The 25,026-nt window shown below is 57.0% G+C and carries 24 protein-coding genes and 4 pseudogenes; 19 read left to right on the top strand and 9 right to left on the bottom strand.

From position 1 onward, the window contains the following. Nucleotides 1-10 precede the first annotated feature (10 nt). The 3 genes from AACH87_RS22625 to AACH87_RS22635 all read left to right on the top strand — a co-directional run bounded on the left by AACH87_RS22625 (nucleotide 11) and on the right by AACH87_RS22635 (nucleotide 4,340). Nucleotides 11-1,657 carry an ABC transporter ATP-binding protein gene (locus tag AACH87_RS22625; protein ID WP_338799096.1) on the top strand — a complete coding sequence of 549 codons (1,647 nt, stop codon included), beginning with the start codon at nucleotides 11-13 and terminating at the stop codon, nucleotides 1,655-1,657. 32 nt (nucleotides 1,658-1,689) lie between these two features. Next, complete coding sequence (locus AACH87_RS22630; protein WP_338799097.1) at nucleotides 1,690-2,778, top strand: tartrate dehydrogenase; 1,089 nt, start codon at nucleotides 1,690-1,692, stop codon at nucleotides 2,776-2,778. Nucleotides 2,779-2,852: 74 nt separating this feature from the next. After that, on the top strand, nucleotides 2,853-4,340 hold the full coding sequence (locus AACH87_RS22635; protein ID WP_338799098.1) for an NAD-dependent succinate-semialdehyde dehydrogenase: 1,488 nt from the start codon (nucleotides 2,853-2,855) through the stop codon (nucleotides 4,338-4,340). A gap of 179 nt (nucleotides 4,341-4,519) precedes the next feature. Here AACH87_RS22635 and AACH87_RS22640 read toward each other — a convergent pair whose 3' ends face one another. Then, nucleotides 4,520-5,914, bottom strand: a complete 1,395-nt coding sequence (locus AACH87_RS22640; protein WP_338799099.1) for a class I SAM-dependent methyltransferase — start codon at nucleotides 5,912-5,914, stop codon at nucleotides 4,520-4,522. 257 nt (nucleotides 5,915-6,171) lie between these two features. Further along, nucleotides 6,172-8,415 (bottom strand): FepA family TonB-dependent siderophore receptor, encoded by a 2,244-nt coding sequence (locus AACH87_RS22645; RefSeq protein WP_338799100.1) that lies wholly within the window; start codon nucleotides 8,413-8,415, stop codon nucleotides 6,172-6,174. 707 nt (nucleotides 8,416-9,122) lie between these two features. Between AACH87_RS22645 and AACH87_RS22650 the strand changes: the two genes are divergently transcribed. The 3 genes and pseudogenes from AACH87_RS22650 to AACH87_RS22660 all read left to right on the top strand — a co-directional run. After that, on the top strand, nucleotides 9,123-10,736 hold the full coding sequence (locus tag AACH87_RS22650; RefSeq protein WP_338799101.1) for a PepSY-associated TM helix domain-containing protein: 1,614 nt from the start codon (nucleotides 9,123-9,125) through the stop codon (nucleotides 10,734-10,736). Next, nucleotides 10,733-11,071 (top strand): DUF3325 domain-containing protein, encoded by a 339-nt coding sequence (locus AACH87_RS22655; protein WP_338799102.1) that lies wholly within the window; start codon nucleotides 10,733-10,735, stop codon nucleotides 11,069-11,071. The genes AACH87_RS22650 and AACH87_RS22655 overlap by 4 nt, the downstream gene beginning before the upstream one ends. Continuing rightward, nucleotides 11,068-11,424: pseudogene (locus tag AACH87_RS22660) on the top strand (IS3 family transposase); the annotation flags it as partial. The gene AACH87_RS22655 and the pseudogene AACH87_RS22660, both read left to right, overlap by 4 nt. A gap of 1 nt (nucleotide 11,425) precedes the next feature. Here AACH87_RS22660 and AACH87_RS22665 read toward each other — a convergent pair. Then, nucleotides 11,426-11,627, bottom strand: a pseudogene (locus AACH87_RS22665) (IS5/IS1182 family transposase); the annotation flags it as partial. 77 nt (nucleotides 11,628-11,704) lie between these two features. Then, entirely contained in the window at nucleotides 11,705-12,439 is a 735-nt protein-coding gene (locus tag AACH87_RS22670) for a Crp/Fnr family transcriptional regulator (RefSeq protein ID WP_338799104.1), read from the bottom strand. Between the two features lie 449 nt (nucleotides 12,440-12,888). Here AACH87_RS22670 and AACH87_RS22675 point away from each other — a divergent pair, with 449 nt between their 5' ends. Beyond that, nucleotides 12,889-14,505, top strand: coding sequence for a methyl-accepting chemotaxis protein (locus AACH87_RS22675; RefSeq protein ID WP_338799105.1), 1,617 nt, complete (start codon nucleotides 12,889-12,891; stop codon nucleotides 14,503-14,505). A 329-nt stretch (nucleotides 14,506-14,834) separates the two neighbouring features. Here the strand turns inward: AACH87_RS22675 and AACH87_RS22680 are convergent. Both AACH87_RS22680 and AACH87_RS22685 read right to left on the bottom strand, forming a co-directional pair. After that, nucleotides 14,835-14,972 (bottom strand): annotated as a pseudogene (locus AACH87_RS22680) (DUF1016 domain-containing protein); the annotation flags it as partial. A gap of 434 nt (nucleotides 14,973-15,406) precedes the next feature. Beyond that, nucleotides 15,407-15,679, bottom strand: coding sequence for an IPTL-CTERM sorting domain-containing protein (locus AACH87_RS22685; protein ID WP_338799106.1), 273 nt, complete (start codon nucleotides 15,677-15,679; stop codon nucleotides 15,407-15,409). Between AACH87_RS22685 and AACH87_RS22690 the strand changes: the two genes are divergently transcribed. Next, nucleotides 15,609-16,088: a hypothetical protein gene (locus tag AACH87_RS22690; RefSeq protein WP_338799372.1), complete on the top strand. Its 480-nt coding sequence runs from the start codon at nucleotides 15,609-15,611 to the stop codon at nucleotides 16,086-16,088. The genes AACH87_RS22685 and AACH87_RS22690 overlap by 71 nt on opposite strands. 242 nt (nucleotides 16,089-16,330) lie before the next feature. Here the strand turns inward: AACH87_RS22690 and AACH87_RS22695 are convergent, their stop codons facing one another. Further along, on the bottom strand, nucleotides 16,331-17,314 hold the full coding sequence (locus AACH87_RS22695) for an IS5 family transposase (RefSeq protein ID WP_338799107.1): 984 nt from the start codon (nucleotides 17,312-17,314) through the stop codon (nucleotides 16,331-16,333). Nucleotides 17,315-17,392: 78 nt separating this feature from the next. On the opposite strand from AACH87_RS22695, the gene AACH87_RS22700 reads away from it, so the two are divergent. The 7 genes from AACH87_RS22700 to AACH87_RS22730 all read left to right on the top strand — a co-directional run bounded on the left by AACH87_RS22700 (nucleotide 17,393) and on the right by AACH87_RS22730 (nucleotide 20,275). After that, on the top strand, nucleotides 17,393-17,671 hold the full coding sequence (locus AACH87_RS22700; protein WP_338799108.1) for a hypothetical protein: 279 nt from the start codon (nucleotides 17,393-17,395) through the stop codon (nucleotides 17,669-17,671). 148 nt (nucleotides 17,672-17,819) lie between these two features. Next, the gene (ssb, locus tag AACH87_RS22705; protein WP_338799109.1) at nucleotides 17,820-18,260 is read left to right on the top strand and encodes a single-stranded DNA-binding protein; all 441 of its coding nucleotides are present in this window, start codon (nucleotides 17,820-17,822) and stop codon (nucleotides 18,258-18,260) included. Nucleotides 18,261-18,528: 268 nt separating this feature from the next. Beyond that, nucleotides 18,529-18,810: a hypothetical protein gene (locus AACH87_RS22710; protein WP_338799110.1), complete on the top strand. Its 282-nt coding sequence runs from the start codon at nucleotides 18,529-18,531 to the stop codon at nucleotides 18,808-18,810. Beyond that, a complete protein-coding gene (locus tag AACH87_RS22715; protein WP_338799111.1) occupies nucleotides 18,807-18,965 on the top strand; it encodes a hypothetical protein in 159 nt (52 codons plus the stop codon). The genes AACH87_RS22710 and AACH87_RS22715 overlap by 4 nt, the downstream gene beginning before the upstream one ends. A gap of 202 nt (nucleotides 18,966-19,167) precedes the next feature. Next, nucleotides 19,168-19,296, top strand: a complete 129-nt coding sequence (locus AACH87_RS22720; RefSeq protein WP_338799112.1) for a hypothetical protein — start codon at nucleotides 19,168-19,170, stop codon at nucleotides 19,294-19,296. A gap of 60 nt (nucleotides 19,297-19,356) precedes the next feature. Continuing rightward, entirely contained in the window at nucleotides 19,357-19,590 is a 234-nt protein-coding gene (locus tag AACH87_RS22725; protein WP_338799113.1) for an antitoxin VbhA family protein, read from the top strand. Next, nucleotides 19,583-20,275: a Fic family protein gene (locus AACH87_RS22730; protein ID WP_338799114.1), complete on the top strand. Its 693-nt coding sequence runs from the start codon at nucleotides 19,583-19,585 to the stop codon at nucleotides 20,273-20,275. Before AACH87_RS22725 ends, AACH87_RS22730 begins: the two co-directional genes overlap by 8 nt. 135 nt (nucleotides 20,276-20,410) lie before the next feature. Here the strand turns inward: AACH87_RS22730 and AACH87_RS22735 are convergent, their stop codons facing one another. Continuing rightward, complete coding sequence (locus AACH87_RS22735; protein ID WP_338799115.1) at nucleotides 20,411-20,896, bottom strand: GrpB family protein; 486 nt, start codon at nucleotides 20,894-20,896, stop codon at nucleotides 20,411-20,413. Nucleotides 20,897-21,338: 442 nt separating this feature from the next. Between AACH87_RS22735 and AACH87_RS22740 the strand changes: the two are divergent. Beyond that, nucleotides 21,339-21,708, top strand: a pseudogene (locus tag AACH87_RS22740) (DUF3363 domain-containing protein); the annotation flags it as partial. 21 nt (nucleotides 21,709-21,729) lie between these two features. Here the strand turns inward: AACH87_RS22740 and AACH87_RS22745 are convergent. Continuing rightward, entirely contained in the window at nucleotides 21,730-22,638 is a 909-nt protein-coding gene (locus AACH87_RS22745; RefSeq protein WP_338799116.1) for a LysR family transcriptional regulator, read from the bottom strand. 98 nt (nucleotides 22,639-22,736) lie between these two features. Between AACH87_RS22745 and AACH87_RS22750 the strand changes: the two genes are divergently transcribed. The 3 genes from AACH87_RS22750 to AACH87_RS22760 all read left to right on the top strand — a co-directional run bounded on the left by AACH87_RS22750 (nucleotide 22,737) and on the right by AACH87_RS22760 (nucleotide 24,868). Further along, the gene (locus AACH87_RS22750; RefSeq protein ID WP_338799117.1) at nucleotides 22,737-23,237 is read left to right on the top strand and encodes a lactoylglutathione lyase family protein; all 501 of its coding nucleotides are present in this window, start codon (nucleotides 22,737-22,739) and stop codon (nucleotides 23,235-23,237) included. A gap of 15 nt (nucleotides 23,238-23,252) precedes the next feature. Beyond that, nucleotides 23,253-24,254, top strand: a complete 1,002-nt coding sequence (locus AACH87_RS22755; RefSeq protein WP_338799118.1) for a zinc-binding dehydrogenase — start codon at nucleotides 23,253-23,255, stop codon at nucleotides 24,252-24,254. Nucleotides 24,255-24,319: 65 nt separating this feature from the next. Beyond that, nucleotides 24,320-24,868 (top strand): hypothetical protein, encoded by a 549-nt coding sequence (locus AACH87_RS22760; RefSeq protein ID WP_338799119.1) that lies wholly within the window; start codon nucleotides 24,320-24,322, stop codon nucleotides 24,866-24,868. Nucleotides 24,869-25,026 lie beyond the last annotated feature (158 nt).

Genomic DNA, 25,026 nt, shown 5'->3' on the forward strand with positions numbered 1-25,026 from the left:
GGAGCCCGGCATGGGTGCACCCGTCATCGTAGAAGGCCTGCACATCACGGCAGGCGACCAGACCTTGGTCGATCATTTGAGCTTTGCCATTCAGCCCGGCGAGGTACTGGCGCTGATTGGCGAGTCGGGCTCGGGCAAGACCACCACGGCCCTTGCCTTGATGGGCTATGCCCGGCGTGGCTGCGCCATCTCAGCGGGCAGCGTGCGCATTGGCGATACCGACGTGCTCCAGCTCTCGCCCGCAGGGCAGCGGGCCTTGCGGGGGCGCACGGTGTCGTACATCGCGCAGAGTGCTGCGGCATCGTTTAACCCATCGCGCACCCTCATGGACCAGGTGGTGGAGCCCGCTGTCATCCACGGCACTCTCACGCGGCAAGAGGCTGAGCTTAAGGCCGTGGAGCTGTTCCGCGAACTGGCTTTGCCCAACCCCGACACCATCGGCCAGCGCTACCCACACCAGGTGTCGGGCGGGCAATTGCAGCGGTTGATGGCGGCCATGGCCCTCATCACCGACCCCGATGTGGTGATCCTGGATGAGCCCACCACCGCGCTGGACGTGACCACGCAGATCGAGGTGCTGCGTGCCTTCCGGCGCGTGGTGCGCGAGCGGCAGGCCACGGCGGTGTATGTGAGTCACGACCTGGCCGTGGTCGCGCAGATGGCCGACCATATTTTGGTGCTGCGCGGCGGCAAGGCGCAGGAGGTCAACACCACCGCCCGCATCCTGGCCGAGCCGGCGCACGACTACACCAAGAGCCTGCTGGCCGCGGCTCGCCCCGCGCCGCGTGCCACAGAGCATTGCAAAGGGCAGGGTGAGCTGCTGCTGGATGTGCGCGAGCTGTCTGCGGGCTACGGTGCGGTGGATGCCAAGGGCCAGCCCGCCACACTCATCCTCGAAGACATCAACTTCAAGCTCTATCGCGGCCAGGCCATCGGGGTGATTGGTGAATCGGGTTCGGGCAAGACCACGTTGGCGCGGGCGATTGCAGGGCTGATCGCGCCGTGCAAGGGCGCCATGCTGTTCAACAACCGCGAGCTCAAACCTGACCTGGGGCAGCGCAGCAAGGAAGAGCTGCGGCAGATCCAGATCGTGTTCCAGATGGCCGACACGGCGCTGAACCCCTCACAGACCATCGAGCGCATCCTGGCGCGCCCACTGCAGTTCTACAAAGGCCTGCAGGGGCCCGCTTTGCAGCGCCGTATCCATGAGCTGCTGGACCTGGTGCGCTTGCCGCACAGCGTGGCCCAGCGCCTGCCGGGCGGGCTCTCGGGTGGGCAAAAGCAGCGGGTGAACCTGGCGCGTGCCCTGGCGGCCGAGCCCGATCTGATCTTGTGCGACGAAGTCACATCGGCCCTGGACACGGTGGTAGGCGCTGCCGTGCTGGATTTGATGGCCGATCTGCGCCGCGAGCTGGGCGTGTCCTACCTCTTCATCAGCCACGACCTGCACACGGTGCGTGCGGTGTGCGACGAGATCATCGTCATGCAGCATGGCCGCAAGCTCGACCAAGTGGCCCGCGCCGACTTTGACAAGGGCCCTCACCACCCGTACTACGAGCTGCTGGCGGCCTCGGTGCCCGAGCTGCGCCAGGGCTGGCTGGAAGAGCGTGACCCGCAGCGCCGGGCTGCCGCGCCTGTGCTGGCAATGGCTGCCTGATCCGTTCACAGGTCTTCAAAGAGGAACACTCCATGATTCCCGCATTCCGCATCGCCGTCCTGCCCGGAGACGGCATCGGCAAAGAAGTGATGCCCGAAGGCCTGCGCGCCATCCAGGCCGCAGCCGCCCGCTTCGGCCTGGATCTGCAACTGCACGAGTTTGAGTGGGCCAGCTGCGACTACTACGCCGCCCACGGAAAAATGATGCCCGACGACTGGAAGGCCCAGCTTTCAGGCATGGACGCCATCTTCTTCGGCGCAGTGGGCTGGCCCGCCACCGTGCCTGACCACGTGTCTCTCTGGGGTTCGCTGCTCAAGTTCCGCCGCGAGTTTGACCAGTACATCAACCTGCGCCCCGTGCGCCTGTTTGAAGGCGTGCCTTGCCCCCTGGCGGGCCGCAAGCCCGGCGACATTGACTACTACGTGGTGCGCGAGAACACCGAGGGCGAATACACATCGCTCGGCGGCGTGATGTACGAAGGCACGGACCGTGAAATCGTCATCCAGGAATCGGTCTACTCGCGCCACGGCGCCAACCGCCTTCTGAAGTTCGCCTTCGACCTGGCCCAAAGCCGTCCCAAAAAGCACGTCACCCTGGCCACCAAGAGCAACGGCATCGCCATCAGCATGCCCTGGTGGGACAAACGCGCTGACGACGTGGCCAAAGACTACCCAGAGATCACCCTGGACAAACAGCACATCGACATCCTGACAGCCCGCTTTGTGCTGCAGCCCGGCCGCTTTGACGTGGTGGCCGCCACCAACCTGTTTGGCGACATCCTCTCGGACCTGGGCCCCGCCACCACCGGCACCATTGGCCTGGCCCCCTCGGCCAACCTCAACCCCGAGCGCACCTTCCCCAGCCTGTTCGAGCCCGTGCACGGCTCTGCACCCGACATCTATGGCAAGAACATCGCCAATCCGATTGCGATGATCTGGTCCGGCGCGCTGATGCTGGACTTCCTCACGCAAGGCCAGGGCGCTGGCCGTCAGGCCCACGATGCGATCGTGAGCGCCATCGAGGAAGTCATCAAGAGCGGCCCCCACACGCCAGACCTGGGCGGTACGGCCAACACCACGCAGGTGGGTGAGGCCATTGCCGCACGCATTGCCCAGGGCTGAGATCTAGTTACTCCTAAAACCATAGCTGCTAGCGCTTAATGGATAAGCGCTAGAGCCTCATTTCATTCAAACCCATGTCCGCCACTCCTTCCCTGCCTCTGCCCTTGGCCCGCCCCGATCTCGTCCGCAGCGCCAACTTCATTGCGGGCCAGTGGGCGGCGTTTACCGGCCCCCGCCTGGATGTGACCAACCCGGCCACTGGCGCAGTCATCACCTCCGTGCCCGACTCCGGCGCTCCCGAGGCTTTAGCCGCGCTCAATGCAGCCCATGCCGCCTTTCCCACCTGGCGCAAAGTCCCCGCCAAGCAACGCGCCGCCATCATCAAGCGCTGGAACGATCTGGTGCTGGCCCATCAGGATGACCTGGGCGCATTGATCTCGCTGGAGCAAGGCAAGCCCCTGGCCGAAGGCAAGGGCGAGGTGGCCTATGCCGCCAGCTACATCGAATGGTTTGGCGAAGAGGCCACGCGCATGAACGGTGAGGTGATTCCCGCCCCCGTGCCGGGCCGCCGCATGTTTGCGCTGAAGGAGCCTGTGGGTGTGGTCGCCGCCATCACGCCCTGGAACTTCCCCGCCGCGATGATCGCCCGCAAGATCGCCCCCGCCCTGGCCGCAGGCTGCACTGTGGTGTGCAAGCCTGCCGAAGACACGCCGCTGACTTCGTTGGCCCTGGTGCAGTTGGCCCATGAAGCAGGTGTGCCCGCAGGCGTTTTGAACATCGTTACCGCCTCACGCCAGAACACGCCCGCCGTGGTGGACGTGTGGCTGGATGACAGCCGCGTGCGCAAGATCACCTTCACAGGCTCCACCCCCGTGGGCAAGCACCTGGCGCGCCGCGGTGCGGACACGCTCAAGAAGCTGTCGCTGGAGCTGGGCGGCAACGCGCCTTTCATCGTGTTTGAGGATGCCGATGTGGACGCTGCCGTGCAGGGCTTCATGGCCGCCAAGTTCCGTAACGGTGGGCAGACCTGCGTGTGCCCCAACCGGGTGTTTGTGCACCGCAGCGTGTTCGATGCCTTTGCCACCAAGCTCACCGCTGCCGTGGCCGCCTTAAAGGTAGGCCCGGCCAGTGACCCGGCCTCGCAGATTGGCCCCATGATCAATGACCGTGCGGTGGAGAAGATTGAGCGGCACGTCAACGACGCCGTGGCGCGGGGGGCCAAGGTGCTCACGGGCGGCCAGCGCCTGGCCCACCTGGGCCCCAACTACTACGCGCCCACCGTACTCAGCGGCGCGGACGCCACCATGGCCTGCGCCTGCGAAGAGACCTTTGGCCCGGTGGCACCGCTCACGGTGTTTGACGACGAGGCCGAGGTGATCGCCGCGGCCAACGACACACCGTTCGGGCTGGCCGCCTACTTCTACAGCCAGAACGTGCGCCGCATCTGGCGCGTGGCCGATGCATTGGAAACCGGCATTGTCGGCATCAACGAAGGGGCGCTGGCCGCAGAGGCCGCGCCGTTCGGGGGGGTGAAGGAATCAGGCTATGGCCGCGAGGGCTCGACCCATGGCCTGGACGACTACCTGCACACCAAGTATGTTTGCCAGGGGCAGCTGGATTGAGATTGAAATCGTTGCTTGGACCAGCTGGGTAAAGCCGCTAGCTTGAAAGTGTCCCGTGCTCAAATAGAGAAGATCCGTACACGGTTAATTTTTTCGGTGCTTCTTCATGGCAGATGCCACTGTTGATGTGAAAGATAGGACTATGAAGTTGAGTGCTTTTTGTTTTGTCCTCGTAGATTTTATGGATTCGTATCAATCGATATTGATCCGCCAATCAAATCTATAGCCTTGATGTTGCGTGGAGGTACACCTACAGGTAATTGACTTAATTCCCGATTGAGGGGCAGCAACGAAGGGGTTTCTGTTGAGATGATATCGCGTGCATCAGGTCGAACGTAATGTATCCATCCGGCATCAGACAAGCATTGAAGCAATTGATTAATCTGACCTGGCTGATTTTTGTATCTCGCCAACTGAGTCAATTCGGCATAAGTCATTGGCCCATTTTTTAGTGCCAAAAGTAGGGGGTGGATGAGCTCCATCGGTATTTCTAGTGGGCCAATCCTTGTGCTTATGCGTAGACTTTTGTTAGAACAGTAATCTTGATTTGGAAAGTTTTGCAGTAAACAAACTCGTTGACTCAGGAGATTTTTTCGATGAATTTCCGGCGGAAGAAGATTATTCTCAGATGGATTGTTTCTTTGAAATAGATCACGTCGTTGAGATTGGTTTCGTACAATGTCTTTGAACGTTTCCTGTGTGGCAATTGATGCACCTTGATTTTTCAGTTCTTCTAATAGGGGTTGGCATTTTTGTGGAACGGATGCAGCGTCTATGTTTTCGATACGAGCAGCGCTGCCTGCATAACTGCAATCAATGGCTTCGAATTCGGCTATAACATCAGCACAGTGCAAAGATTCCCAATGCGGAGAGATCGACTCGTGCGCTGTGTAATTGATATCCAGACCTGCCAAGTGGAGTATTTCTTGGGCTACGCGAGGTTGTTCCCGTAAGTAGCCCGCTCCAGCCCTGGTGAGTTGATCTATCAGTCCCACTGCATACTCAGTTCTCTGGACGCAATCCCCCCCCTGGAGACTAGCTACCTGAGACATCAGTTTGTATGCGGACGCAGCACTTGCGCTACCAGGTTGGCTCGCGTAGGACAGATACAAAATTCCTCCAGGTTTAAGAAGCGCGTGGACGATTGCGTGAACGGATTTGCGAGTTGCCCGGCTCACCCATGAATACACGCCGTGGCTCACTATGAAATCGTAGGCTGGAGCGGAATGTTGTGAAGCGCTGAGGGCTTGTTCGAAGGTCTCACAATGAAATTCGACATTAGTCACGCCCGCCAATTGCGCAAGCGCCCTGGCTTGTTCGATGGCGTTAGGGTTTGCATCGATGGCTACGAAGTGTCCCAAAGGATTTGTCGCAGCCGCTACTACTGCACTAATCCCATTTCCGCAGCCCAGCTCTAACCAGCGGTAGGAGCTTTGAAGGCTTGGTGCTGCTCGTCCCAACGCTATCAAGGTACTTTGTATCCACACCGGCATGATCTCTCGGTGGAAATGTGCCGGGTAAACGCTTTCATTGATATAGCCCTTTGCTCGGGCTGCGTGGATGGTTGCAATCATGGATTACAGAGGATCGAAGTGAAACACCTGCCACGCGAGTGCGGCAGGCATTCAAAAATGCAGGATTTCGCCATCAATTGGGGCTGGCTTGTGGCACTGTGGCGGACTAGGGATCCTCTGCCCAAATCGACTTGGCAAAGTGTGTGCAGCGGATCGGGATGGGCTGCTGGACGCAAACCTCGCAGCCTGCCCGAGGCGCCAGATACACACGGCGCGGTGTGACCTGTGCAGAAGGCCATAGAGGCCTGTAAAGAGCCTTAGAACGAGGCGGTATAACTCACGTACACAGCGCGTCCGGGCTCGTTGTACGTGGCCGCTCCTGCATTGCCTGTGCTGTTGGAAATGCGGGTAATCTTCCGGTCAAACAGATTGGTGATGCCAAAGGCAACACGGTTGTTTTTGTTGATCTCGTAATTAGCACTGACGCCGTACATGGCATATGAACCGACCTCAGATAGCGCCACACCACTCGCACCGCCGCTCTGATTGATGTTCGTGCTGGTGCGAGGTTTTTGGCGGCCATAGAACGTCGCCGTCAGCTGGGAAGACCACTGAGGTGAAATACGCCAGTCAAGCGTGCTATTGACGGTGTATTTAGGAACGATAGATATAGGCTGATGGTAGGTCTTATCTTTGTTGCTGAACATTATCGTGAAGTTATTCAGCATTTTGAGCTTTTGACCTGACTCACCCAGGATAGGAATGTTGAAATTACCTTCTAAGCCGTGCACGATCGCCGGACCGGAGTTAAACCACTGGGTAACCCAGTAGCCCGTGACAGGGTCAAGCGCCAAAGCGGATGATTCTCGCGTGGTGGTTATCTTATTTTTGTAATCGTTGCGGAAATAGCTAAGAGTGGCATCCCAACCGGTTTGGTTCTTCCACGCCACACCGATTTCTTTGTTCAGGCTGACCTCTGGTTGGAGATTTGAGTTACCCTGAATTTGGCAAGGGCCTTGACCGGTAGGGCATCCATTCCCCATACTTTGATAGTAGTAGTACGGGTTTGTTTGATAAACGCTGGGAGTTTTGAAAGCACGTGCTACGCCACCCTTGAGCGTCCATTCCGGGGAAAGCTCGTACACAGCATTTAAGCTCGGACTCCAGTTGTCACCAAATTGGTCACTGTGATCCAGTCGCATGCCGGGTGTCAATACCAGAGAAGGCCCAACAGCAATATTGTCCTCCACATAAGCAGCGACGGTTCGCGCTTTCATCTTTCGGTAAATCGCCGCATTAGCTACTCCATTAAGTACCGAGCGCTCCACCGAGCTGGGATCATTCAGACTTTGGTCGCGGAACTCAAAGCCTGAAGTCAGCACCTGATTCAAACCACCTAGCTTGAGCGGAGTGTGCAGTTCTGCCTGCAGGAAATAGTTTTCCAATACAGACACAGGGTTGTTCCCGGATACGCTGCCGGCGTTTGCGTTGGTCGTTTGGCAATTGCCGTCTGAGCCACCTGCAGTGCCCTTATAGCAATTGGCTGTACGGGTGTTTTCGTATTGGAGAATGACACGAGAATCTCCCAACTCACCCCATTTGGCCTTGTGCGTAACCGATGCGGTTTGTCTATAAACCCTGCGAACCTCTGAGCCGAGCAACTCTGGAAGGTAAGCAGTTCCAGTCAGTGTTTCTCCGGAGTAAATATTTCCCTGCCTGCTGAACCCCGCATCAAAGATCAGCTGTTGGTCGGGTGTGAGCTGCCACTGGAGTTGCCCGTTGATATCTCGGTTGCGCGTGCCTTCTCGACCTGCAGCGAGGAACGTACCAGCATCGTTGGTATTTGTGGTGGTAGGTTCCGCTTCGGTTTTGGCAACGTTGCCATAGAGCCGAAATGCCAAATGCTCACCCAACGGGCCTGAAAGGTTAAATCCAAGGCGCTGTGTGTCCCCACCTCCCTTCACATCACTGGCATAGGCAGTGACTGAGCCGGAAAGCTTTTTTTGGTCTGGTTTTTTAGTGATGATGTTAACGACACCACCGGCAGCCCCAGATCCATAACGAGCCGCAGCAGGGCCGCGAATAACTTCAATCCGTTCAATTTGGTCTACGGGAACCCAGTTGGAGTCCCCATGTGTATCCCGTTCGCCAGTGGCGCGAATCGCGGAGCCTTCACGCGATGCCACAGGCTTACCATCAACCAATATCAGCGTATTTTCTGGTCCCATGCCACGGAGATCGATCTGGCGTTGATTGCCGTAGCTGCCAGAAGAGCTATTACCGGTCAAATTGACACCAGGCATCGTGCGAATGAGCTCGGACAGATCGTTGGCAGGAGGACGACGTGCAAGATCCTCTGCGGTGATGATGGACGTGCCCAGAGCTTGGCGAGCTTCGTCTTCGGCAGTCCCCAGAACTCGTACTTCGGACATCGTTGCCTCCACCGCCGAAGACAGATTGGATGCAGTTTGAGCCATGACAACACTTTGCGCGGCCAACGCAACAGCAGTGACGGCAAATCGAACTGGGGTTTGGTAGCGACCAAAGGATGTAGCACGCATGATTGATTGCAAATGAGAATGATTTGCAATATTTTATTTGCGCGTGCTCTGCTGTTCAAAAAGGCGGGCAAACTTTACTTTTCGTTTACAGAGGAGAGTGGCGCTGGTTCGCTCGTTCAGGTACGACTCCCTGCGCAAGGTGCTATTTCGGCTTTGGCTCTCCTGCTTTTGCTGCGCACTGTCGCATGCATCACCTCAGACTGGCAGTGCAATGACTGATTGCTCAATGCATCTTGCACGTCACTGCACCTGCATTGCTTTGTCAAACTTTACATGGCGTTAAGCAAATTGGAGTCGCTCGAACTTATATTAAGAAGCATTCTCATTTAAAAATAGATTGGGAGTTCTATGCTTCGATTAGCCCTCGCCTTCAAGGTAAGACCCATGGTGGGTTATCGCCTTGTGGTGGCGTTGAGAGTTGTGCTTGCTGTTGTTGGGGGGTACGCCTTGGCATCAGCGTTTGCTGCCTGTGCGGGCCTGTTATTGGTTTGGGGTGGGAGCAGCCGTGTGGACGCAGTGCTGTGGAGCACGATGTTGGCATTTTTAGTTCATGCCATTGCTGCGTTGTGGGTCTTCGGCTGTCGCAACAGCTTGCGAGCTTTACTCGGAGTTTTTGCGCCTCTTGTGATGATGAGCGCGGCCCTGTTGATGGTCTATGGAGTGAGGCAATGAGGCCCGATGGTAAGGCGGAGGGCCTGAGGCAGTCCATGTCCTGGTTGCACACTTGGAGTGGTTTGGTTCTTGGGTGGTTACTCTACGCGGTTTTTTTCACGGGTACGCTGAGCTACTTTGTGGACGAAATCAGCAACTGGATGCGGCCAGAGTTACACAAGTCCGTTCCCAATGAAATGACGGCTGAACGGGCGATCAAAGCCATGGAGAAAATTGCTCCAGGTGCAAGCACTTGGACGCTGAACTTGCCGGATGAGCGTCAGACAGCGGTTGAGGCTAGTTGGCGTATGCCCGGCGCTGCGGTGGGCAGGGGTGGTACACAAAGAGCCTATTTAGACGCTGGTACTGGTGAAAAAATCGAGCCTCGAGAGACTCGGGGTGGTAGCTTCCTCTATCGTTTTCACTTCGAGTTGTACGCCATGCCTAGGACCTGGGGGCGTTGGATCGTAGGCGTGGCCACTATGTTCATGTTGGTGGCGATCATTAGTGGTGTCATCACCCACAAAAAGATATTCACCGAGTTTTTCACATTCCGGCCTCGAAAAGGTCAGCGCTCTTGGCTTGATGCGCACAATGCCACGGCAGTTGTAGCGCTGCCTTTTCATCTCGTTATCACCTTCAGTGGATTACTGCTGCTGATGTTCATGTTAATGCCTTCGGGCGTTCATGCTGTCTACCAAGGCGACACGCAACAGTTCTTTGCGGAAAGTCGTGGTGGACGAGGAGGTGGCGCGCAAGACCGTGAGGGAGGAGGGCGAGCGGGTCGTACTCTAGATGCTGTAGCGGGTGGGATGCTGACCCCCATTGGCCCTCTTCTGCAAATTGCACAAGCTCAATGGCCGGAGCGTGGCGTAGGCTCGATCGTTGTACAGCAACCGGGCTCTTCGCGCTCCACCATTGAACTACGTGAGCAAGGAGGGCGAGGCCTGTCTCGTGGGGGCGGTGAGATGCTCGTTTTCGATGGACAAACGGGAGAGGCGAAGACAGCACAGCAGCCGCGCAAACAATCACCGGCACAGATGGTGTCGGGGGCGATGACGGGAGTGCATATGGGACGTTTCGCCGATCCTTCTGTGCGCTGGCTGCTGTTTCTCTCGGGGGTCATCGGCACTGTAATGGCCGGCTCGGGCATGGTGCTGTGGGTTGTGAAGCGGCAGCCAGAGCGCCGCAAGTTGGGCAGAACCCCGAGTGGGCACAGGTTGGTGGAGGTGCTGAATGTGGCTGCCATCGCGGGTCTTTCTGTGGCAACCGCTACATACTTCTGGGCCAATCGCTTGGTTCCGGTGGGGCTTGAGGGGCGCAGCGACGTGGAAATTAGCTGCTTCTTCTGGGCCTGGGGGGCCTGCTTGATGCACGCTATCGTGCGTCCTCATCGGCAAAGTTGGCTGGAGCAACTGGGGCTGGCAGCGCTTGCCTTTGCGTTATTGCCGCTTCTGAATGCCTTCACAGGTGGCGTGCCTTTGCCAGTTGCCATGGCACAAGACCAGTGGAGCATCGCGGGCTTTGATCTGGTCGTGTTGTGTCTGGCCGCCTTGCATGGGTATGCAGCTTGGAAAGTTAGCGCACCCCCAGTGGCTGCAAGCTCTACGATCGGCAAGGGTGGGCGTCTTCGCCATGCAGTTGTACAAGCAGCGGAGCGACAGTCATGACCGCTTGGATCGCTTGGGCTTTTTGCCTTCCTGCATTTTCTGCCTTGTGTTTGGCGATGGAGCGTCACCAGACACAAGTGTTTGGTCGTGCACTTTCTTCCTCTGCTTCATTGGTCTGGCGGGTTTTGGGCGCAGCACTGCTGGCGTCAGCGCTGACGATTTGCATCATGTCTCATTGGAGCTTGTCCATCGCCATCGTCGCCTGGACAGGCATCCTGAGTTTTGGCGCCTTGGGTACGTGCTGGATGTTGACGTTCATACCCAAAGTGCTGCCTCGTGTTGCGGCCATGGTACTGGTTGGGGGCATTGCATCTCTTGGATTCGTGAAGGGGTAGTGAGCTGGACTATCGGCACGAGTCCGGATGCAGAGCTGGTTAACACCATGCTGAATGCAGCCATCGAGACCGTCACAGAGACAAGCGATCGACCAGTGGTTCACTCAGACCGCGGAGGTCACTACCGCTGGCCTGGCTGGCTATCCAGAATGAGCGAGGACAGGCTCACCAGCATGATGTCCCGCAAGGCCTGCTCGCCTGACAGCGCAGCGTGCGAGGGCTTCTTCGGTCCGCTGAAGAATGAGCTGTTCTATCCTCGGGACTGGAAGAGCGTCACCGTTGAGCAGTTCATTGAGATGCTCGACGACTACATCCGTTGGTACAACGAGAAGCTGATCAAGACCTCCTTGGGGGGGCCACATCCGGCATTGTTAACCATTGCTTCAGGAAATGGATGCTTAGCATGGCCTCCTGGGCAAAGGGCGGGCGACTTTCTTTACGGTGCAATGAGGTAAATCATTACAGCCCAGGCAACCAACCGATCCATCTAAGCCAGCAGCTTTTGCTTGCGGGTCTTCTTGGTGCTTAGGTTCAGGTCAAGGCTGCTTTGCTTCATGCCTGTGAGCATACCGTGACCGAATTACGTCAACCATGCTGTTCACGAGGTTTTGCGGGATTTCCCAAAATCTTCGGCTATTCTCTTTCTCTGACAAGCTTTGAGGGTGTATTTAGTCCTGCCATCAGGCGAAGAGCTTCCAGATCCAGTATTTCTATGCCACGATAATACTGGCGTATAACGCCCTCTTGCTCTAATTTCTGGAGCGCTGAATTAATGCTTTGCCGACTCGCTCCAAGCATATTTGCCATGAGCTCTTGAGACAAGCTCAAGCGTAGTCTTGGTTGATCACTGCGCGAACCAAAGCCATGTGCTAATAGCCAAAGTCGGCGTGCAAAACGCTGCAGCAACGGGCCTGCTTCGCCTAATACTTGATACGCAACCCGTAATTTCATTGCTGATAATTTCGCAAAATCACGCCAATGAACTGGATGATGATCCAGCCATTTGAGAAGACGTGAATGAGGGACACTGAGCACCAAGCTAGGGCCATCTGATACTGCATCATGTAGGCGAGGTAGGTTGTCTATAAGTGGCAGTTCCCCGAACCAATGGTATGGCTCCAAGTACACAAGTAGCGTAGGGGATCCTTGGGCATCTGTATTTCCGACGCAAACGGCTCCCTCTAGGACGCAAAACAGGGCATGCTCTGCACTAGCCTCCCTACTGTATAGAGCTTCACCATCAATTAACCGACGAAGTCTCCCATGGACGAGAAGCGCGTCCTGTAGGTCTGCACTGCACCCGCCAAACCATCTTTCTTGGCTGAGTTCACTCCGCAGAGAGTGAGTATTGATGTCATCGTAAACCATTGGATTTGCCGACTGTAAATGTCAAATTTTTGACAGAGTCAATATTTGGTGAACCCTAGCATAAGCTTAAAAAACTTATGGATTGGCACAGCAACGTATTTTTACTGTGTACAGCGTCTGCGTTTGAACTTTTTACTGGGGTAGGCAATGACTGTTCAGGGAGCATATCGTGGCCACCCTCGTGTTGTCTTTTTGAGACGATGTCTATATTTGCGAAGATTGTCTCTTTCAATATTTTGAGTAAAAATAGATCTCGTGAATAAATTATGCGATTTTAAAAATGTTGCCAAAATATTAACTATCCATTTTTGGTATGAAGTTAAATTCTGCTATTTAATAGTTGCGCGTTTTAGATGGCGCTGTTTTTGTGGTTAGATAGATTCATATGGCTGTCATTTTAAAAGCATTCAACGCTAATGGGGTTTGGAATGAGTATAAATAATATCCGCATGTCGCGAAAGTTGTGGATCGCCCTTATGGGTCTAATGCTTGCCATGGCTTTATTGGCTGCAGTGACGCATCGTTACACCAATAATCTGATGGCTGATGCAATTCAGAAAATTAATGAAACCGACAAGCGCCTGACATCCGTTGTTAAATGGAGAGGCGCCACAGGCTTCGCAAACTTACTGGTTGAAGGTATCGCCGTCACAACTGATGAATCACTTGAAAAACAATACAATGCACGCCTTAAAGATGCAATCATTGGCATCGGAAAAATTCAAGAGGAGATTTTGGCGGAAATCACTGATCCTTCGGACAAGGTATCTATGGATGGAATTCAGGAGATAAGAAAAAAAGTTCTGGCTGGCGTTGCTAAGATTCGAGCTTTCCGTCTAGCCGGAGATATAAACGGATCTCAGAATTATGTAAAAGATGAGTTTGCGCCATTAATTCGAATATATGAAGGAGCTCAAGATGAGTTTATCTCTATTCTCGAACGCCGTCGTAGTGCTGTGCAGGAAGAGGCCACAGCCCAGCGCATCCGTGCCGGGGTGATCAGCGGCTTTACGGCCCTGCTGGTGTTCGCCCTGGGCGCGCTGGCGGCCTGGTGGCTGGTGCGCTCGATTACCGAGCCGCTGCGGCAGGCCGTCGAAACCGCCAACGCCATCGCCGCAGGCGACCTCACGCGCGAGCTGCAATCCAGCCGCAAAGACGAACTCGGCCAGATGCTGCGCGCCCTCTCCGACATGTCCGCCCGCCTGCGCGGCGTGGTGAGCGAAGTGCGCCAGGGCGTGGACTCCGTGTCCTCCGCCTCCATCGAAATCGCCAACGGCAACCACGACCTCTCCGCCCGCACCGAGCAAACCGCCGCCAACCTCGAAGAAACTGCTTCCAGCATGGAGGAACTCACCGCCACCGTCACCCAGTCCGCCGACACCGCCCGCCAGGCCAACCAGCTCGCAGGCACCGCCGCCCAGGCCGCCGCCCGCGGTGGCGAAGTGGTGGGCCAGGTCGTCACCAGCATGCAGCAGATCACCGAAAGCAGCCGCAAGATCAGCGACATCATCGGCGTGATCGACGGCATCGCCTTCCAGACCAACATCCTGGCGCTGAACGCCGCCGTGGAAGCCGCCCGCGCAGGCGAACAAGGCCGCGGCTTTGCCGTCGTCGCCAGCGAAGTACGCAACCTGGCCGGGCGCAGCGCCGAAGCCGCCAAGGAAATCAAGACCCTCATTGGCAAATCGGTAGAAAACGTCGAAAGCGGCTCTGAACAAGTCGCCCAGGCGGGCAAGACCATGGACGAAATCGTTTCCAGCGTGCGCCGCGTCAGCGACCTCATTGGCGAAATCACCGCATCGTCCACCGAACAACGCGACGGCATCGCCCAGGTCAACCAGGCCGTGGCCAACCTGGACCAGATGACCCAGCAAAACGCAGCGCTGGTGGAAGAATCCACCGCCGCCGCCGCCTCCATGCGCGACCAGGCACAAAGGCTGGCCGAAGTGGTGGCCGTATTTAATGTTGGCGCTGATAACTCAAAGACCAGTGCTCGCGCGGCAGTGTCGCCTTCAACGATACCCGCCCAGCGTCTCATCGAGACTACTTGGCCGGTTGCTAAGTAGGCGCACACAGTGAACTAAGGGCGAACGGGAGGCACACAATTCCATCTCGGACTCAACTTCCTCCGGCGCGGCCTCGGGGATTGCCAGCCGCTGTGATTGGCATGCCGGGCTATCGCTAAGTCGCCCGAAGAACGTGCTAATGCTCCCCTTAGATTACATCGGGTGCAGGGGCACTACTCCGAACCTACCGTACCAGCCACACAGGTCAGTCACTGCGATCAGTGTAAAGCTGCTCTGCGGCATCAGCACCTCGTCACGCTTGGCTCTGGCGCAGGCGTCAGTGCGCGGTCAAAGTTGGTCTGACCCATCAGCGACTTTTCGTAGCTCTAGTTGTCTATCTGGTGGATCAGCACGTTCTTGGACCCAGCTCAGCTGGCGTGTCACTCGCTGGTAGAACTCGCGCTGCAGCACTCCAAGATCACTAAGTAGTGACTCCAGCCCACTTCTCGCTTAAGTGGTGCGCGTTTTTCCTTGATCGTAAAAATAAACTCTGTACCCTGAAAATAAAACCTGTAATGGTGCAAAGCGCGCCTCAGTTGAGGGGCTTTTTGTTTTCGGAACGCGAAGGCATGAGCGTGGTTGGAGGGGCCCCGGCGATACCCAGGCAGACTGTGTGATCCCATCGATGGCGCAAAGCCTAGAACAGATCTGCACCACCGCTGCCGTCACGGTGGTGCTGCATGGCCACCAGTGACACTGGTGGGGAGTGAATCGGCCACCATTCGCGAGGGGCTTATCAGCAAGGACAGGCAAGAGGCTGAAGAACCATGCGGCTGTGGTGGGCGCAGAGCCAGCCCACAGAGTCGCCAATCAAAACAGGTTCTGGCGCTTTGGCAACATACACAAGCAGCTATATATTTAATAGCGAATCTACCTGCTCAATCCGAGGGGGCCTCCCCCCTCACCCCACCGTCCGGCGGCGCATGCTGCCCAGCCTCACAGCGCCTGTCGCCGCTGCTAGCAGCGACAGCACAATCATCCCCCACTCGCTCAGCGTGGGAATAGATGCAGCTCCAGAGGGCCCAGATACCAGCAACAGAGGGGCGAAAGGGTCCGCAATGGCACCCGGTGCAGGATTACTGTCTCCTACTCCGTTGTCCGTGATGGTGTATGTCACCGAGTCTCCGGTGATCGTGCCGTGCCGGAACCAGGTAGAAGCCGCACCGCTTGTCATTGCTGATCGCGGCTTTGTGCGGGTCAGTGAGCCAACGAGCGGGGCCGGGGGCATGGTCATTGCGGTTGCTGATGTGTTGGCAGAGCAGGGCTTCAACTACCAGCGTTGCATGCATGTGGTGGCTCAGGATATGGATCTGACAGCGGTACCAATGACCTATGTTCAGTTGACCCTCTTGCACATCCCCGCCGTGGTGATTTGGGGCAATGCCTTTGCGATGGAATCGCGGGCCAGGTGGTACACCCCCTCGCACATTTTGGGCGACTGGGGCCGACGCCTGGCGGCAGATGGCCGCGATCGCCGAGAGACTCCAGCACCGCCTGCTACGGTCAAAGATGACCAGGACGGCACAGAATCGTTGATAACCTTGCCCGGGCGGATTGGAGCGGGACAAATGGCATTGTTTTAATGTGAAGTATTTCACGCTTTATTAGCGCGAAATTAGATGGGCTTGGTGAAATTGAGCAGGTTCTTTAAAATGAATTTGGTTTATCTTTTATTCACCAACCATTAGGGAAGGTCTGCACGAATCGCATTGAGCTGTGTTTCATCCAACCCAAGACTGCCGCAGGCGGTGTCATCGATCAATGACGCCTGCGCAAACCCGCATTCATGCGGTTTTTGAGCGCTTGGGCGCCCCTTTTTCAGGCCCTACGCCCGCTGCACGCGCACCTGCCCCATCGCCAGCAGCTGGTGCCTGACCATCCACAGGTTACTCAGCGCAAACAGCGTGACGATCTGCAGCGTGTTCTTCTTCAAGCCCCGGTAGCGCATCTTCACATACCCGAACTGCTGCTTGAGCACCCTGAACGGATGCTCCACCTTAGCTCGGATGCTGGCCTTGATCTGCTCGACCTTCTCCAGCAGCGCCTGCACCGGGTGCTCCTTGTCCAGCTGCTTACGCTTGGAGTGCTTCATGGCGACATGCCAGCTCACCCGTGCTTTGGCATCGGGGTGTTTATGCACTCCCTGGTAGCCCGCATCGCCGAAGGCATCCGTCTCTTGCCCATGCAGCAAACTGTTGGCCTCCAAGACATCCGAGACGTTGCCTGCCGTGCCCCGCACCGTGTGCACCAGACCCGAGTCGGCATCCACCCCGATATGCGCCTTCATTCCGAAGTACCACTGGTTGCCCTTCTTGCTTTGGTGCATCTCGGGGTCTCGCGCCTTGCCTTCGTTCTTGGTGGAGGTGGGGGCCGCAATCAGCGTGGCATCCACTACAGTGCCAGCTTTGAGTTGCAGCCCTTTGGCTTGCAGCAGCGCATTGACTGTAGCCAGGATTTGTTCGGCCAGCTTGTGGCGCTCCAGCAGGTGGCGAAACCTCAGGATGCTCGATTCGCTGGGAATGTGTTCGTCCCAGTGGGATAGGCCTGCAAAGTCACGGAAGGCCGGCACGTCGTGCAGCGCTTCTTCCATGGCGGGGTCGCTGAGCTTGAACCATTGCTGCATGAAATGGATACGCAGCAGGGTCTGCACTGCAAAGGGCTGCTGGCCCCGGCGACCACTCTCGGGGGCGTAAGGCTCTATCAGCGAGACCAGTTCAGCCCATGGCACCACCAGCTCCATCGCATCCAGGAATTCGCGCTTGCGTGTGCGCTTGACGGTGTTGCTCAGGCCCAGGCTGCTTTGCTTCATGCGGGGATTGTCTCGCCTTCACTCCCTCTCAAACACATCGCATCGGGATTCGTGCAGAGAATCCTTAGCACAGTTCTTATGAAAAATATTGTAAAAGTTGCAGCTATTGCGGTAATTGCTGTTTCTGTTTCTGGTTGTGCCGGAGTTCTCTCCTCAGTGACCAATGCGAACATGGACGAGAAGACCGCTCAGGCCAAGACGGCAGAGTATTTTGGTGCACCGGCGGGGCAGGTCAAGATTTCCAATTTCTCAAAGAACCTGATCGACACAACCTACCGAGCCTATTACAAGGGCACAATGTATAACTGCAATATTCAATATGGTGGTGTGGAGTGCAAGAAGCCTGGCGCTTCCTGACTATGACTCTATATTGAAAGGGGCTTCGGCCCCTTTTTATTTTCGTTTCCTATTATTACAATATCCCTAATTATATTCTGACTTGATGGGGTTGTATATATTATAATAATACTCATGCAAACGCGGTGTTTGCTTCAAGGGGAGAATAATGGCTTCTGTTAATAAAGTGATTATTGTTGGGAACTTGGGGCGTGATCCTGAAATGCGAACTTTCCCAAGTGGCGACCAGGTGGCAAATGTGACGATTGCCACGACCGACAAGTGGAAAGACAAGCAAACAGGCGAGATGAAAGAGGCCACGGAGTGGCACCGTGTTGTGTTCAATGGACGGCTGGCCGAAGTGGTGGGGCAGTACCTTCGCAAAGGCTCACAGGTCTATGTTGAGGGCAGCTTGCGCACCCGCAAATGGACAGACCAAAACGGCGTAGAGAAATACAGCACTGAAATTCGCGCTGACCAAATGCAGATGCTGGGCAATCGTGCTGCAGCGCCTGGGGCGCAGCCGCAGGGCCATGATGGCCCGCCCCACGATAACCAAGGGCATCCCATGGACGACGATGATTTAGGCCCTGATGGCTGGCCTCGATAGCCTTGTGAGGCATGGCCCCGAGTAGTCGGGGCAGGACTAAATTTTTCAAATTGCGAGGCCTGGGGATGATTGTTTTGCGATTGGAAGGCCTCCCGAATGCGGCAGGTTTTCATTTTGTTGGAGTGACCAAAGACGGCAAAAAGGTGCCCTGCGTTGTGGAGCTGGGCCAAGACCGCTGCTACAAGGTTGCAGGGACCGTTTGGCGCGACCTGGCGGACTTGAGCCGCAGGGAATCTTCAACTCATTTGCCAAGCTGAAAGGAACTGAAATGGCTGCAGAACTGACTTATCAAGAGCGTTTGAATCGTTTTGAAATCGCTCAGGAAACCATCGGGTTCATGATGGCGATGCATACCCGTTCAATCGACCAAGAACAAAAGAAGGCTGCGCCGGATACCGCAGTTATTGATTCATTGCGGGCCGAATTCAAAAAGCTCGCTGACGAACTCTATTACCTGCGTTTGAAGGACGACGCGACGATTCAGCGGGTGCTTGATGAGTATTGCCCCATCGTCAAAGCCGCCTATGAGCAAGAGCGTGCAGCTTCATGAGCGCGGAATACAAGCTGGACGCTGCGCGTCACGAGGCGATTTACAAGGACGAGATTGCACCTTACTGCCTGCTCAAGAGCCGCCCGCAGGAAAACCCGGCAGCGGTAATCACGGGGGGCAACTTGGCTCTGGTAAATCGGGGGGTGCTGACATAGCGACAGTGGTTATGTACTGGTGGACGCAGACAAACTCAGGCCTTTCCACCCTGAATACGTCAACCTGATGGCGACCGATGACCGCCATGCCGCAAACCTGACCCATGCCGACTGTGGGCCTTGGGCAAACAGGCTTTTGCACGATGGAGTGGAGGGACGCCGCAACATCATGATCGATCAGACTTCGCGTGATCCCTAGGCCTTGGCCAAGATGACGGCGGGCCTGCGTGAGGCCGGTTACCGTGTTGAACTGCGTGTGGTTGCCGCGTCTGTCCGTGTAGAGCCTGAGCGGGTGTCCCACCGCTCACAAGAGCGGGATCTGGAGCGCTGACGAGGCCAATGCCCTTCATTGCTTGGAGGGCTAGAATTTGTTCGATCTTGCAGAACCAACATGGATGCAGCACTGCGCGAAAGAACTCGGGAGGCTATGGCTCAGACCGATGCGATTTTTGCGCTGGAAGGGTTTGAACCGACGCCCGAGAGTAGGGTGGTCAACGCTGCCATTCTGGATGGGCGCGTAACGATTCCCCAGCTCATTGCGGAAATGACAAGCTACGTGCGTGAACACAAAACCATGAGTGGCTTTGTCGAATCTCGCTCATGGGCTTCATGTACCCATGGCTAACGCCTATACCGATAGCAACGGCGTATTTAAAAATCTCCTGGGGCAAACCGAGGCGCAGGCTCTGCAGGTGGCAGAGTACGGTTTCCCCACGGCGCGAAGCATCGAAATATTGGGCGGTCACGTTCAGCTAGAAGCCCATGGCTTTGGGTTGCAGAGATTGGCCGTGATCCATCGCCATCTTTTTAGGATGTTTTACGAATGGTCTGGGAAAGTTCGCACGGTGCCGTCTTCCAAGCGTGCCGAGCTGGGCGGTGTAACTCGTTTCGCGGAACCTGATGCCATCGTGAAGGACTGGCAGGCCTTGGAGCCGCAGACGCAAGGCTTTGCCGAGGCAAGGCAGTTCAGCTTTGAAGATAAGTGCAAGGCCCTGGCCTTGATCTTCATCGAGGCCAACCGCATCCATCCGTTTCCCGAAGGTAATGGACGCAGCTTGCAAGTCTTCATGCAGGAGCTGGCTTTGGTGCAGGGGGTGAAGCTGAACTATGCCAAGGTTTCAGCCCGCGAATGGAATGCGGCAAGCGCTGTCAGTGGCACGCACGGGCGTTTGTTTGAAGGCATGCACTCAGCCAGTCCAGAGCCGATCCGAAGGGTTTTCAAAGCGATTGGTCGAGATGGTGCTTTACATTGCTTCGTGCCTTCAGAGCCGAACACAGACAAGAACGTTTTGCGCCGACGCGGCGACTAGTTTCGGCCAGGAAGAGCCGGTCGCGGCATATGAAGCGGACGTTCAACGCCACGTTAACAGGCGGCTGCCAGCGAAGCTGGAAGACGTCCTGTTGAACCCCTGGTTAGGCCATGGTGGGAGATGAGATGGGGACGACTATTGCAGCTTGGTTTCACGGATCACTCGCTCGATGAAGGTCGATTTTGCTGCTCGGTACTCGACTTCACAGAGGTGAGCAGCATTCAACTTGAGTTGGTTGTACTCGGCGACAAGCGCAGGGCGTGCAATTAGCGCATCTCGGAAGGCCATGAACATCTCGAAAGGCGAACCCGACGCTACCAGTTGAACCGCATGCTCTTCGCCCGGCTTGTGCCATTCAAGCATACATAGTTGTTCAGTGCGCAGGGTGTCACGCTTCTCCACGTAGCCGAAATTTGTCAGGGTGAGAACGTACAGTTCGTGATGTGTTGGAGCAACCAGCACGCAGATGTCAAGGTCCCCTTTTGACAAAGCCCCTGGTATGGCAGATGAGCCGATGTGCTCCACGACTGCGCTGGGTAAAAGTCTTTGTATTTGAGAACGAGCCGAAACGAACCGCGATGCGGCTTCGGGTTGATAGTCGGTTGGGTGCAATAAGCGCATAGGCTTAACGAATGAAAGGGACTTCCCCGTCCCGAGTGAACCGCACAGTTGGGGAATAGGGCATCCTCGCCCCATAGGATGACGTAGCGCTCTTCATGCGCAGTGACGACGAAGCCTTCGAACAGACCGTTCGTTTCGATGAGGGCACGGTAGGCAGCAGGTAGTTGAATATTCATCGAGAACGTCTGTTCATGGCCGATAGTACTCGTTCCCGAATGCTCCCATCCAGGCATCTGTAGCCGTTACCAACCGGAAACAAAAAACGCTACAACTGAGGCGTTTGGAAACGATCCAAATCTGGCGTCCTGCAAATTTACAGAGCTTTTTTTCTCTACGTAGCGCAAGCTGAAATCTTCTTCATTGCAGCATCTGAAAAAGAGAAGATACAAAGACGTTTTTTCAGGCTATATTTTTACGATCATCCTGGTCCTGGTACGCCTCAGAAAATGGCTTTGGCGGCTATGCTAAGTAGGCCATGGAGCAGCGTACCGACTTCCTGGTCTAAGGGGGACGGGGGCACCGAGTAACCTACTGAGCCCAGTGTGAAACCCGGAACTGGCGCAGGCCGCGAAGTACATTGCCGCAGGTACCGGTTTGAAGCATCGCCGCCGGCCAGCAGGCGGCCAGCATCTACTGTCATAGCATCACGCTCGCCAGCGGGCACTACGCGATGTTCGATGACGGCATGGGATACATGCCTAGTGCCGTGGAGGCTAGTGATCGAACAATGGCTGGGGCAGCAGATCGCCGCGGTGGTGGGCGAGGGTGGAATTTGGTGGGAGATCAGGCGGCCACGTGGGTCGTCATTGGGATGGACTGCCGGATTGGATCGTTCAGGCCACTTCGCGTCGCTGTCCTCCCCGTCGCTGATTGAACGGCGGCATCTTCCTGAGTTGCTCGAGCACCCAGACCGCGCGGGCCGATAGTGGCCATTCCGCCCGGTGGATTAACCAGAGCGTATCGACCACAGGCTTGCCACACTCGATCACCCGGATGGCATCGGCCTCTGCGAAGGCCAGACGAGCGTGCCGGGGAATTACTGTGAAACCCAGGCCGCGGGCGACCGGTTCAAGGATCAGCGCGATCTGATTGCTGAAGCCATGGCAGGGCATGCTGCGGATCCCGGGGTTACCTGGAAAGTGGCGTACCAGCAGGCGGGTGGCCATCGCCTGGCCGTCGGGATGGTCGATAAAACCCAGACGCTCCAGATCCTCCCAGCCTGCCACGGCCGCATCGGTTGGCACGACGAGTTCCAGCGGCTCCTCGATGAACGACGTGGCGACCAGACGCGGGTCGTCCGGCTTGAGCGTGACCAGGCCGAGTTCGTACTGCTTGCTCAGCACTGCATCACGGGTTTCAGGATCGGGCGCGAAGCGATGACGGATGACCAAGCCTGGATGGGACTGCTGCAAGGTCAGTAGCAACGGATAGAGGGCGAGCCCCACGCTGCCAGGTGTGATAAGGCTGATTTCCCCGCTGCTTGCATTTGCATCGGACAGGCGCAGTTTCAGGCGCTTATCGGCCAACTCGATCTCGTTGCAGTAGTCATGCAACGCCATGCCTGCGGGCGTCAGTTCGATATGCCGGTGACGGCGGATCAACAATGGGCCGAGTTTTTCCTCCAGATGACGCACATGCTGGCTGACCGCGGCCTGGGTCAAACCCAACCGATCCGCCGCACGCGTGAAGCCCCCTGTTTCGACCAAGGCAGCGAAGGAACGCAGCCAGTGCGAGTTATTCATAACGAAATTTTATTAAACCAATAAGTATTCATTAGATAAAACATTGGTCGTATCCGCTTAGTCTTCCGAAGACTATTTTTTGCCAAGAGGCTATCGCCATGTCCCTGACATACCCCCGCAGTTTTTCTCACATCGGCCTGTCGGTGACAGACCTGGATGCCGCCGTCAACTTCTATACCGAGGTCATGGGTTGGTACTTGGTCATGCCGCCGACCACCATCAGCGAGGATGACAGCCCTATCGGGGTGATGTGCACTGACGTGTTCGGCGCCGGCTGGAGCTCGTTCCGCATCGCTCATCTGTCTACTGGCGACCGCATCGGCGTGGAAATTTTCCAGTTCCTCAACGCGGAAAAGCCAGCCAACAACTTCGAATACTGGAAGACTGGGGTGTTCCACTTCTGCGTGCAGGATCCGGACGTCGAAGGTCTGGCGGCGAAGATTGTGGCCGCCGGCGGCAAGCAGCGCATGCCAGTGCGCGAGTATTTCCCGGGCGAGAAGCCGTACCGCATGGTCTACATGGAAGACCCGTTCGGCAACATCCTGGAAATCTACAGCCACAGCTACGAGCTGACCTATTCAGCCGGTGCCTACCAGTAAACGGAGGACGCTTGCATGCACAACGGATCCTTGTCCTCGCTACCCGCCCACTACCGCGCCTGGCGCTGGCAGGGCAGCGCCGAGCCGCAGGAACTGGCGCTGGAGCTGGTGCCGCTGCAGCCACCAGCGGCCGATGAGGTGCTGGTGCGCAATGCTGTGATTGGGTTGAACCCGGTCGATTGGAAGGTGCTCGGCGGCGGGCTGGTCGATTGGCAGCCGGGCCACATCCCGGGCGTCGATGGTGCCGGCGAGGTGGTGGCTCTGGGCGAAGGCGTTCCCGCCGAATGGCTGGGTCGCCGCGTCGCCTACCACACCAGCCTGCACGGCCATGGCAGTTTCGCCGAGTACACGCCGGTGGCTGCGCGTGCGCTGATGCGTCTGCCCGACACGCTGGACTTCGAGGTGGCCGCCAGCATTCCGTGCCCGGCGCTCACCGCTTGGCTGGCAATCGAGAAGGTGCCTATGCAGACCGGACAACCGCTACTGGTCAGCGGCGCAGGCGGTGCGGTCGGGCAATACCTGGTGCAACTAGCCTCGACCCGAGGTTTTGCCGTCAGCGCGATGGCTCATGCCCGTCACCACGAAAGGCTGCGCGCTCTGGGCGCGGGCGAATGCCTCGCCGGGCCGTTAGCTGATGGGCACGCCTGGGACGGCGGCCGGCTTTTCCATGCAGTGATCGACACAGTCAGCAGCAGTCACGCCGAACGCATAGCAGAAGCACTGCGGGCCAACGGCCACTTGGTCTGCATCCAGGATCGAGTGCCCGGATGGCCGTGCCCGCCGTTCGGCCTGACCCTGTCGATACACGAAGTGGCCTTGGGTGCGTTGCATGTGCACGGCGACGACACGGCTTGGCAGCACCTAACCGCAGCCGGAGAACGGCTACTGGGCGAGATCGCCGAGGGGCGCCTGCACGCGGAGGTGCGTCTGGTGCGCGGCTTCGACGAACTGGCGCAGTTGCTGGAAGACCTGCGCCACCGGAACTTCTCCGGCAAAGCCCTGGTGCAGATTCGCTAAAGCCAACAGAAAGAACACTCATGGATCCAGGGATCTTGGAAGTGCTTGAGCGATACCACACTCGCATGCACGCCGAACGCAGCGGGCCGTGTGTCGAAGCGCCCGGCGGGCGCGACGGGGCCAAGATCAGCGCATGCGCGCTTTTGCGATCCAGGGAAGTGCATGGAATCTTCGTCGATGGAACTGATCACCGCAGCTGCAACATTGACGGCACCGGCTACGCCTATGTGATGCGTTTTTCCCGGAACTATCCATCGATCTCCAACCGCCCCGGGGAGAATGCGAACGTGCAGAAGTACATCGGGCTTAACAACAACCATGAGGGCCTGAAAACCAGCATGTGGCTGGTTCCGACCAGTGACAGGAAGGCGCATGGCGCGCCAGTCGGCATCACTAGCGGCGCAAGCGCGCTGCGTCTGTTGGTAAAGGCTATGGCGATCGCCGGGCAGCAGCTGGTCAATGTCCTGGTGAGCGTTGACGGTAAGGACGTTCCGAGGGCTGCGGAGTTGGTGCCGCAAGACGAATACCGCCAACTGGGAGAGTCGATCGCCCGTGCGGAGGAGACTTTGGCATCTGCGGTGAGTCCGCCCGCGCTGCTCGATTACCAGATCTAACTGCTCTATTTGACGCGCAATGGCAGCGCTGGCGATATCGGAGCCCGCATCGGTGGCTACCGCTCTATGCGGATTTCGACCACGCCATCCTTACCGGCACCCGGATGCCTTAGCGATGAAGCAAGCGAATCGCAGTGCCCGTCAGAAATCGACTATCA

It is taken from the genome of Acidovorax sp. DW039 (assembly GCF_037101375.1).
Lineage (GTDB): Bacteria > Pseudomonadota > Gammaproteobacteria > Burkholderiales > Burkholderiaceae_C > Acidovorax.

Coding starts and splice junctions, on each gene's coding strand:
- AACH87_RS22625 (WP_338799096.1), top strand. CDS start 11: ATGGGTGCACCCGTCATCGTAGAAGGCCTGCACATCACGGCAGGCGAC.
- AACH87_RS22630 (WP_338799097.1), top strand. CDS start 1,690: ATGATTCCCGCATTCCGCATCGCCGTCCTGCCCGGAGACGGCATCGGC.
- AACH87_RS22635 (WP_338799098.1), top strand. CDS start 2,853: ATGTCCGCCACTCCTTCCCTGCCTCTGCCCTTGGCCCGCCCCGATCTC.
- AACH87_RS22640 (WP_338799099.1), bottom strand. CDS start 5,914: ATGATTGCAACCATCCACGCAGCCCGAGCAAAGGGCTATATCAATGAA.
- AACH87_RS22645 (WP_338799100.1), bottom strand. CDS start 8,415: ATGCGTGCTACATCCTTTGGTCGCTACCAAACCCCAGTTCGATTTGCC.
- AACH87_RS22650 (WP_338799101.1), top strand. CDS start 9,123: ATGTCCTGGTTGCACACTTGGAGTGGTTTGGTTCTTGGGTGGTTACTC.
- AACH87_RS22655 (WP_338799102.1), top strand. CDS start 10,733: ATGACCGCTTGGATCGCTTGGGCTTTTTGCCTTCCTGCATTTTCTGCC.
- AACH87_RS22670 (WP_338799104.1), bottom strand. CDS start 12,439: ATGGTTTACGATGACATCAATACTCACTCTCTGCGGAGTGAACTCAGC.
- AACH87_RS22675 (WP_338799105.1), top strand. CDS start 12,889: ATGTCGCGAAAGTTGTGGATCGCCCTTATGGGTCTAATGCTTGCCATG.
- AACH87_RS22690 (WP_338799372.1), top strand. CDS start 15,609: ATGGTGTATGTCACCGAGTCTCCGGTGATCGTGCCGTGCCGGAACCAG.
- AACH87_RS22685 (WP_338799106.1), bottom strand. CDS start 15,679: ATGACAAGCGGTGCGGCTTCTACCTGGTTCCGGCACGGCACGATCACC.
- AACH87_RS22695 (WP_338799107.1), bottom strand. CDS start 17,314: ATGAAGCAAAGCAGCCTGGGCCTGAGCAACACCGTCAAGCGCACACGC.
- AACH87_RS22700 (WP_338799108.1), top strand. CDS start 17,393: ATGAAAAATATTGTAAAAGTTGCAGCTATTGCGGTAATTGCTGTTTCT.
- ssb (WP_338799109.1), top strand. CDS start 17,820: ATGGCTTCTGTTAATAAAGTGATTATTGTTGGGAACTTGGGGCGTGAT.
- AACH87_RS22710 (WP_338799110.1), top strand. CDS start 18,529: ATGGCTGCAGAACTGACTTATCAAGAGCGTTTGAATCGTTTTGAAATC.
- AACH87_RS22715 (WP_338799111.1), top strand. CDS start 18,807: ATGAGCGCGGAATACAAGCTGGACGCTGCGCGTCACGAGGCGATTTAC.
- AACH87_RS22725 (WP_338799113.1), top strand. CDS start 19,357: ATGGATGCAGCACTGCGCGAAAGAACTCGGGAGGCTATGGCTCAGACC.
- AACH87_RS22730 (WP_338799114.1), top strand. CDS start 19,583: ATGGCTAACGCCTATACCGATAGCAACGGCGTATTTAAAAATCTCCTG.
- AACH87_RS22735 (WP_338799115.1), bottom strand. CDS start 20,896: ATGCGCTTATTGCACCCAACCGACTATCAACCCGAAGCCGCATCGCGG.
- AACH87_RS22745 (WP_338799116.1), bottom strand. CDS start 22,638: ATGAATAACTCGCACTGGCTGCGTTCCTTCGCTGCCTTGGTCGAAACA.
- AACH87_RS22750 (WP_338799117.1), top strand. CDS start 22,737: ATGTCCCTGACATACCCCCGCAGTTTTTCTCACATCGGCCTGTCGGTG.
- AACH87_RS22755 (WP_338799118.1), top strand. CDS start 23,253: ATGCACAACGGATCCTTGTCCTCGCTACCCGCCCACTACCGCGCCTGG.
- AACH87_RS22760 (WP_338799119.1), top strand. CDS start 24,320: ATGCACGCCGAACGCAGCGGGCCGTGTGTCGAAGCGCCCGGCGGGCGC.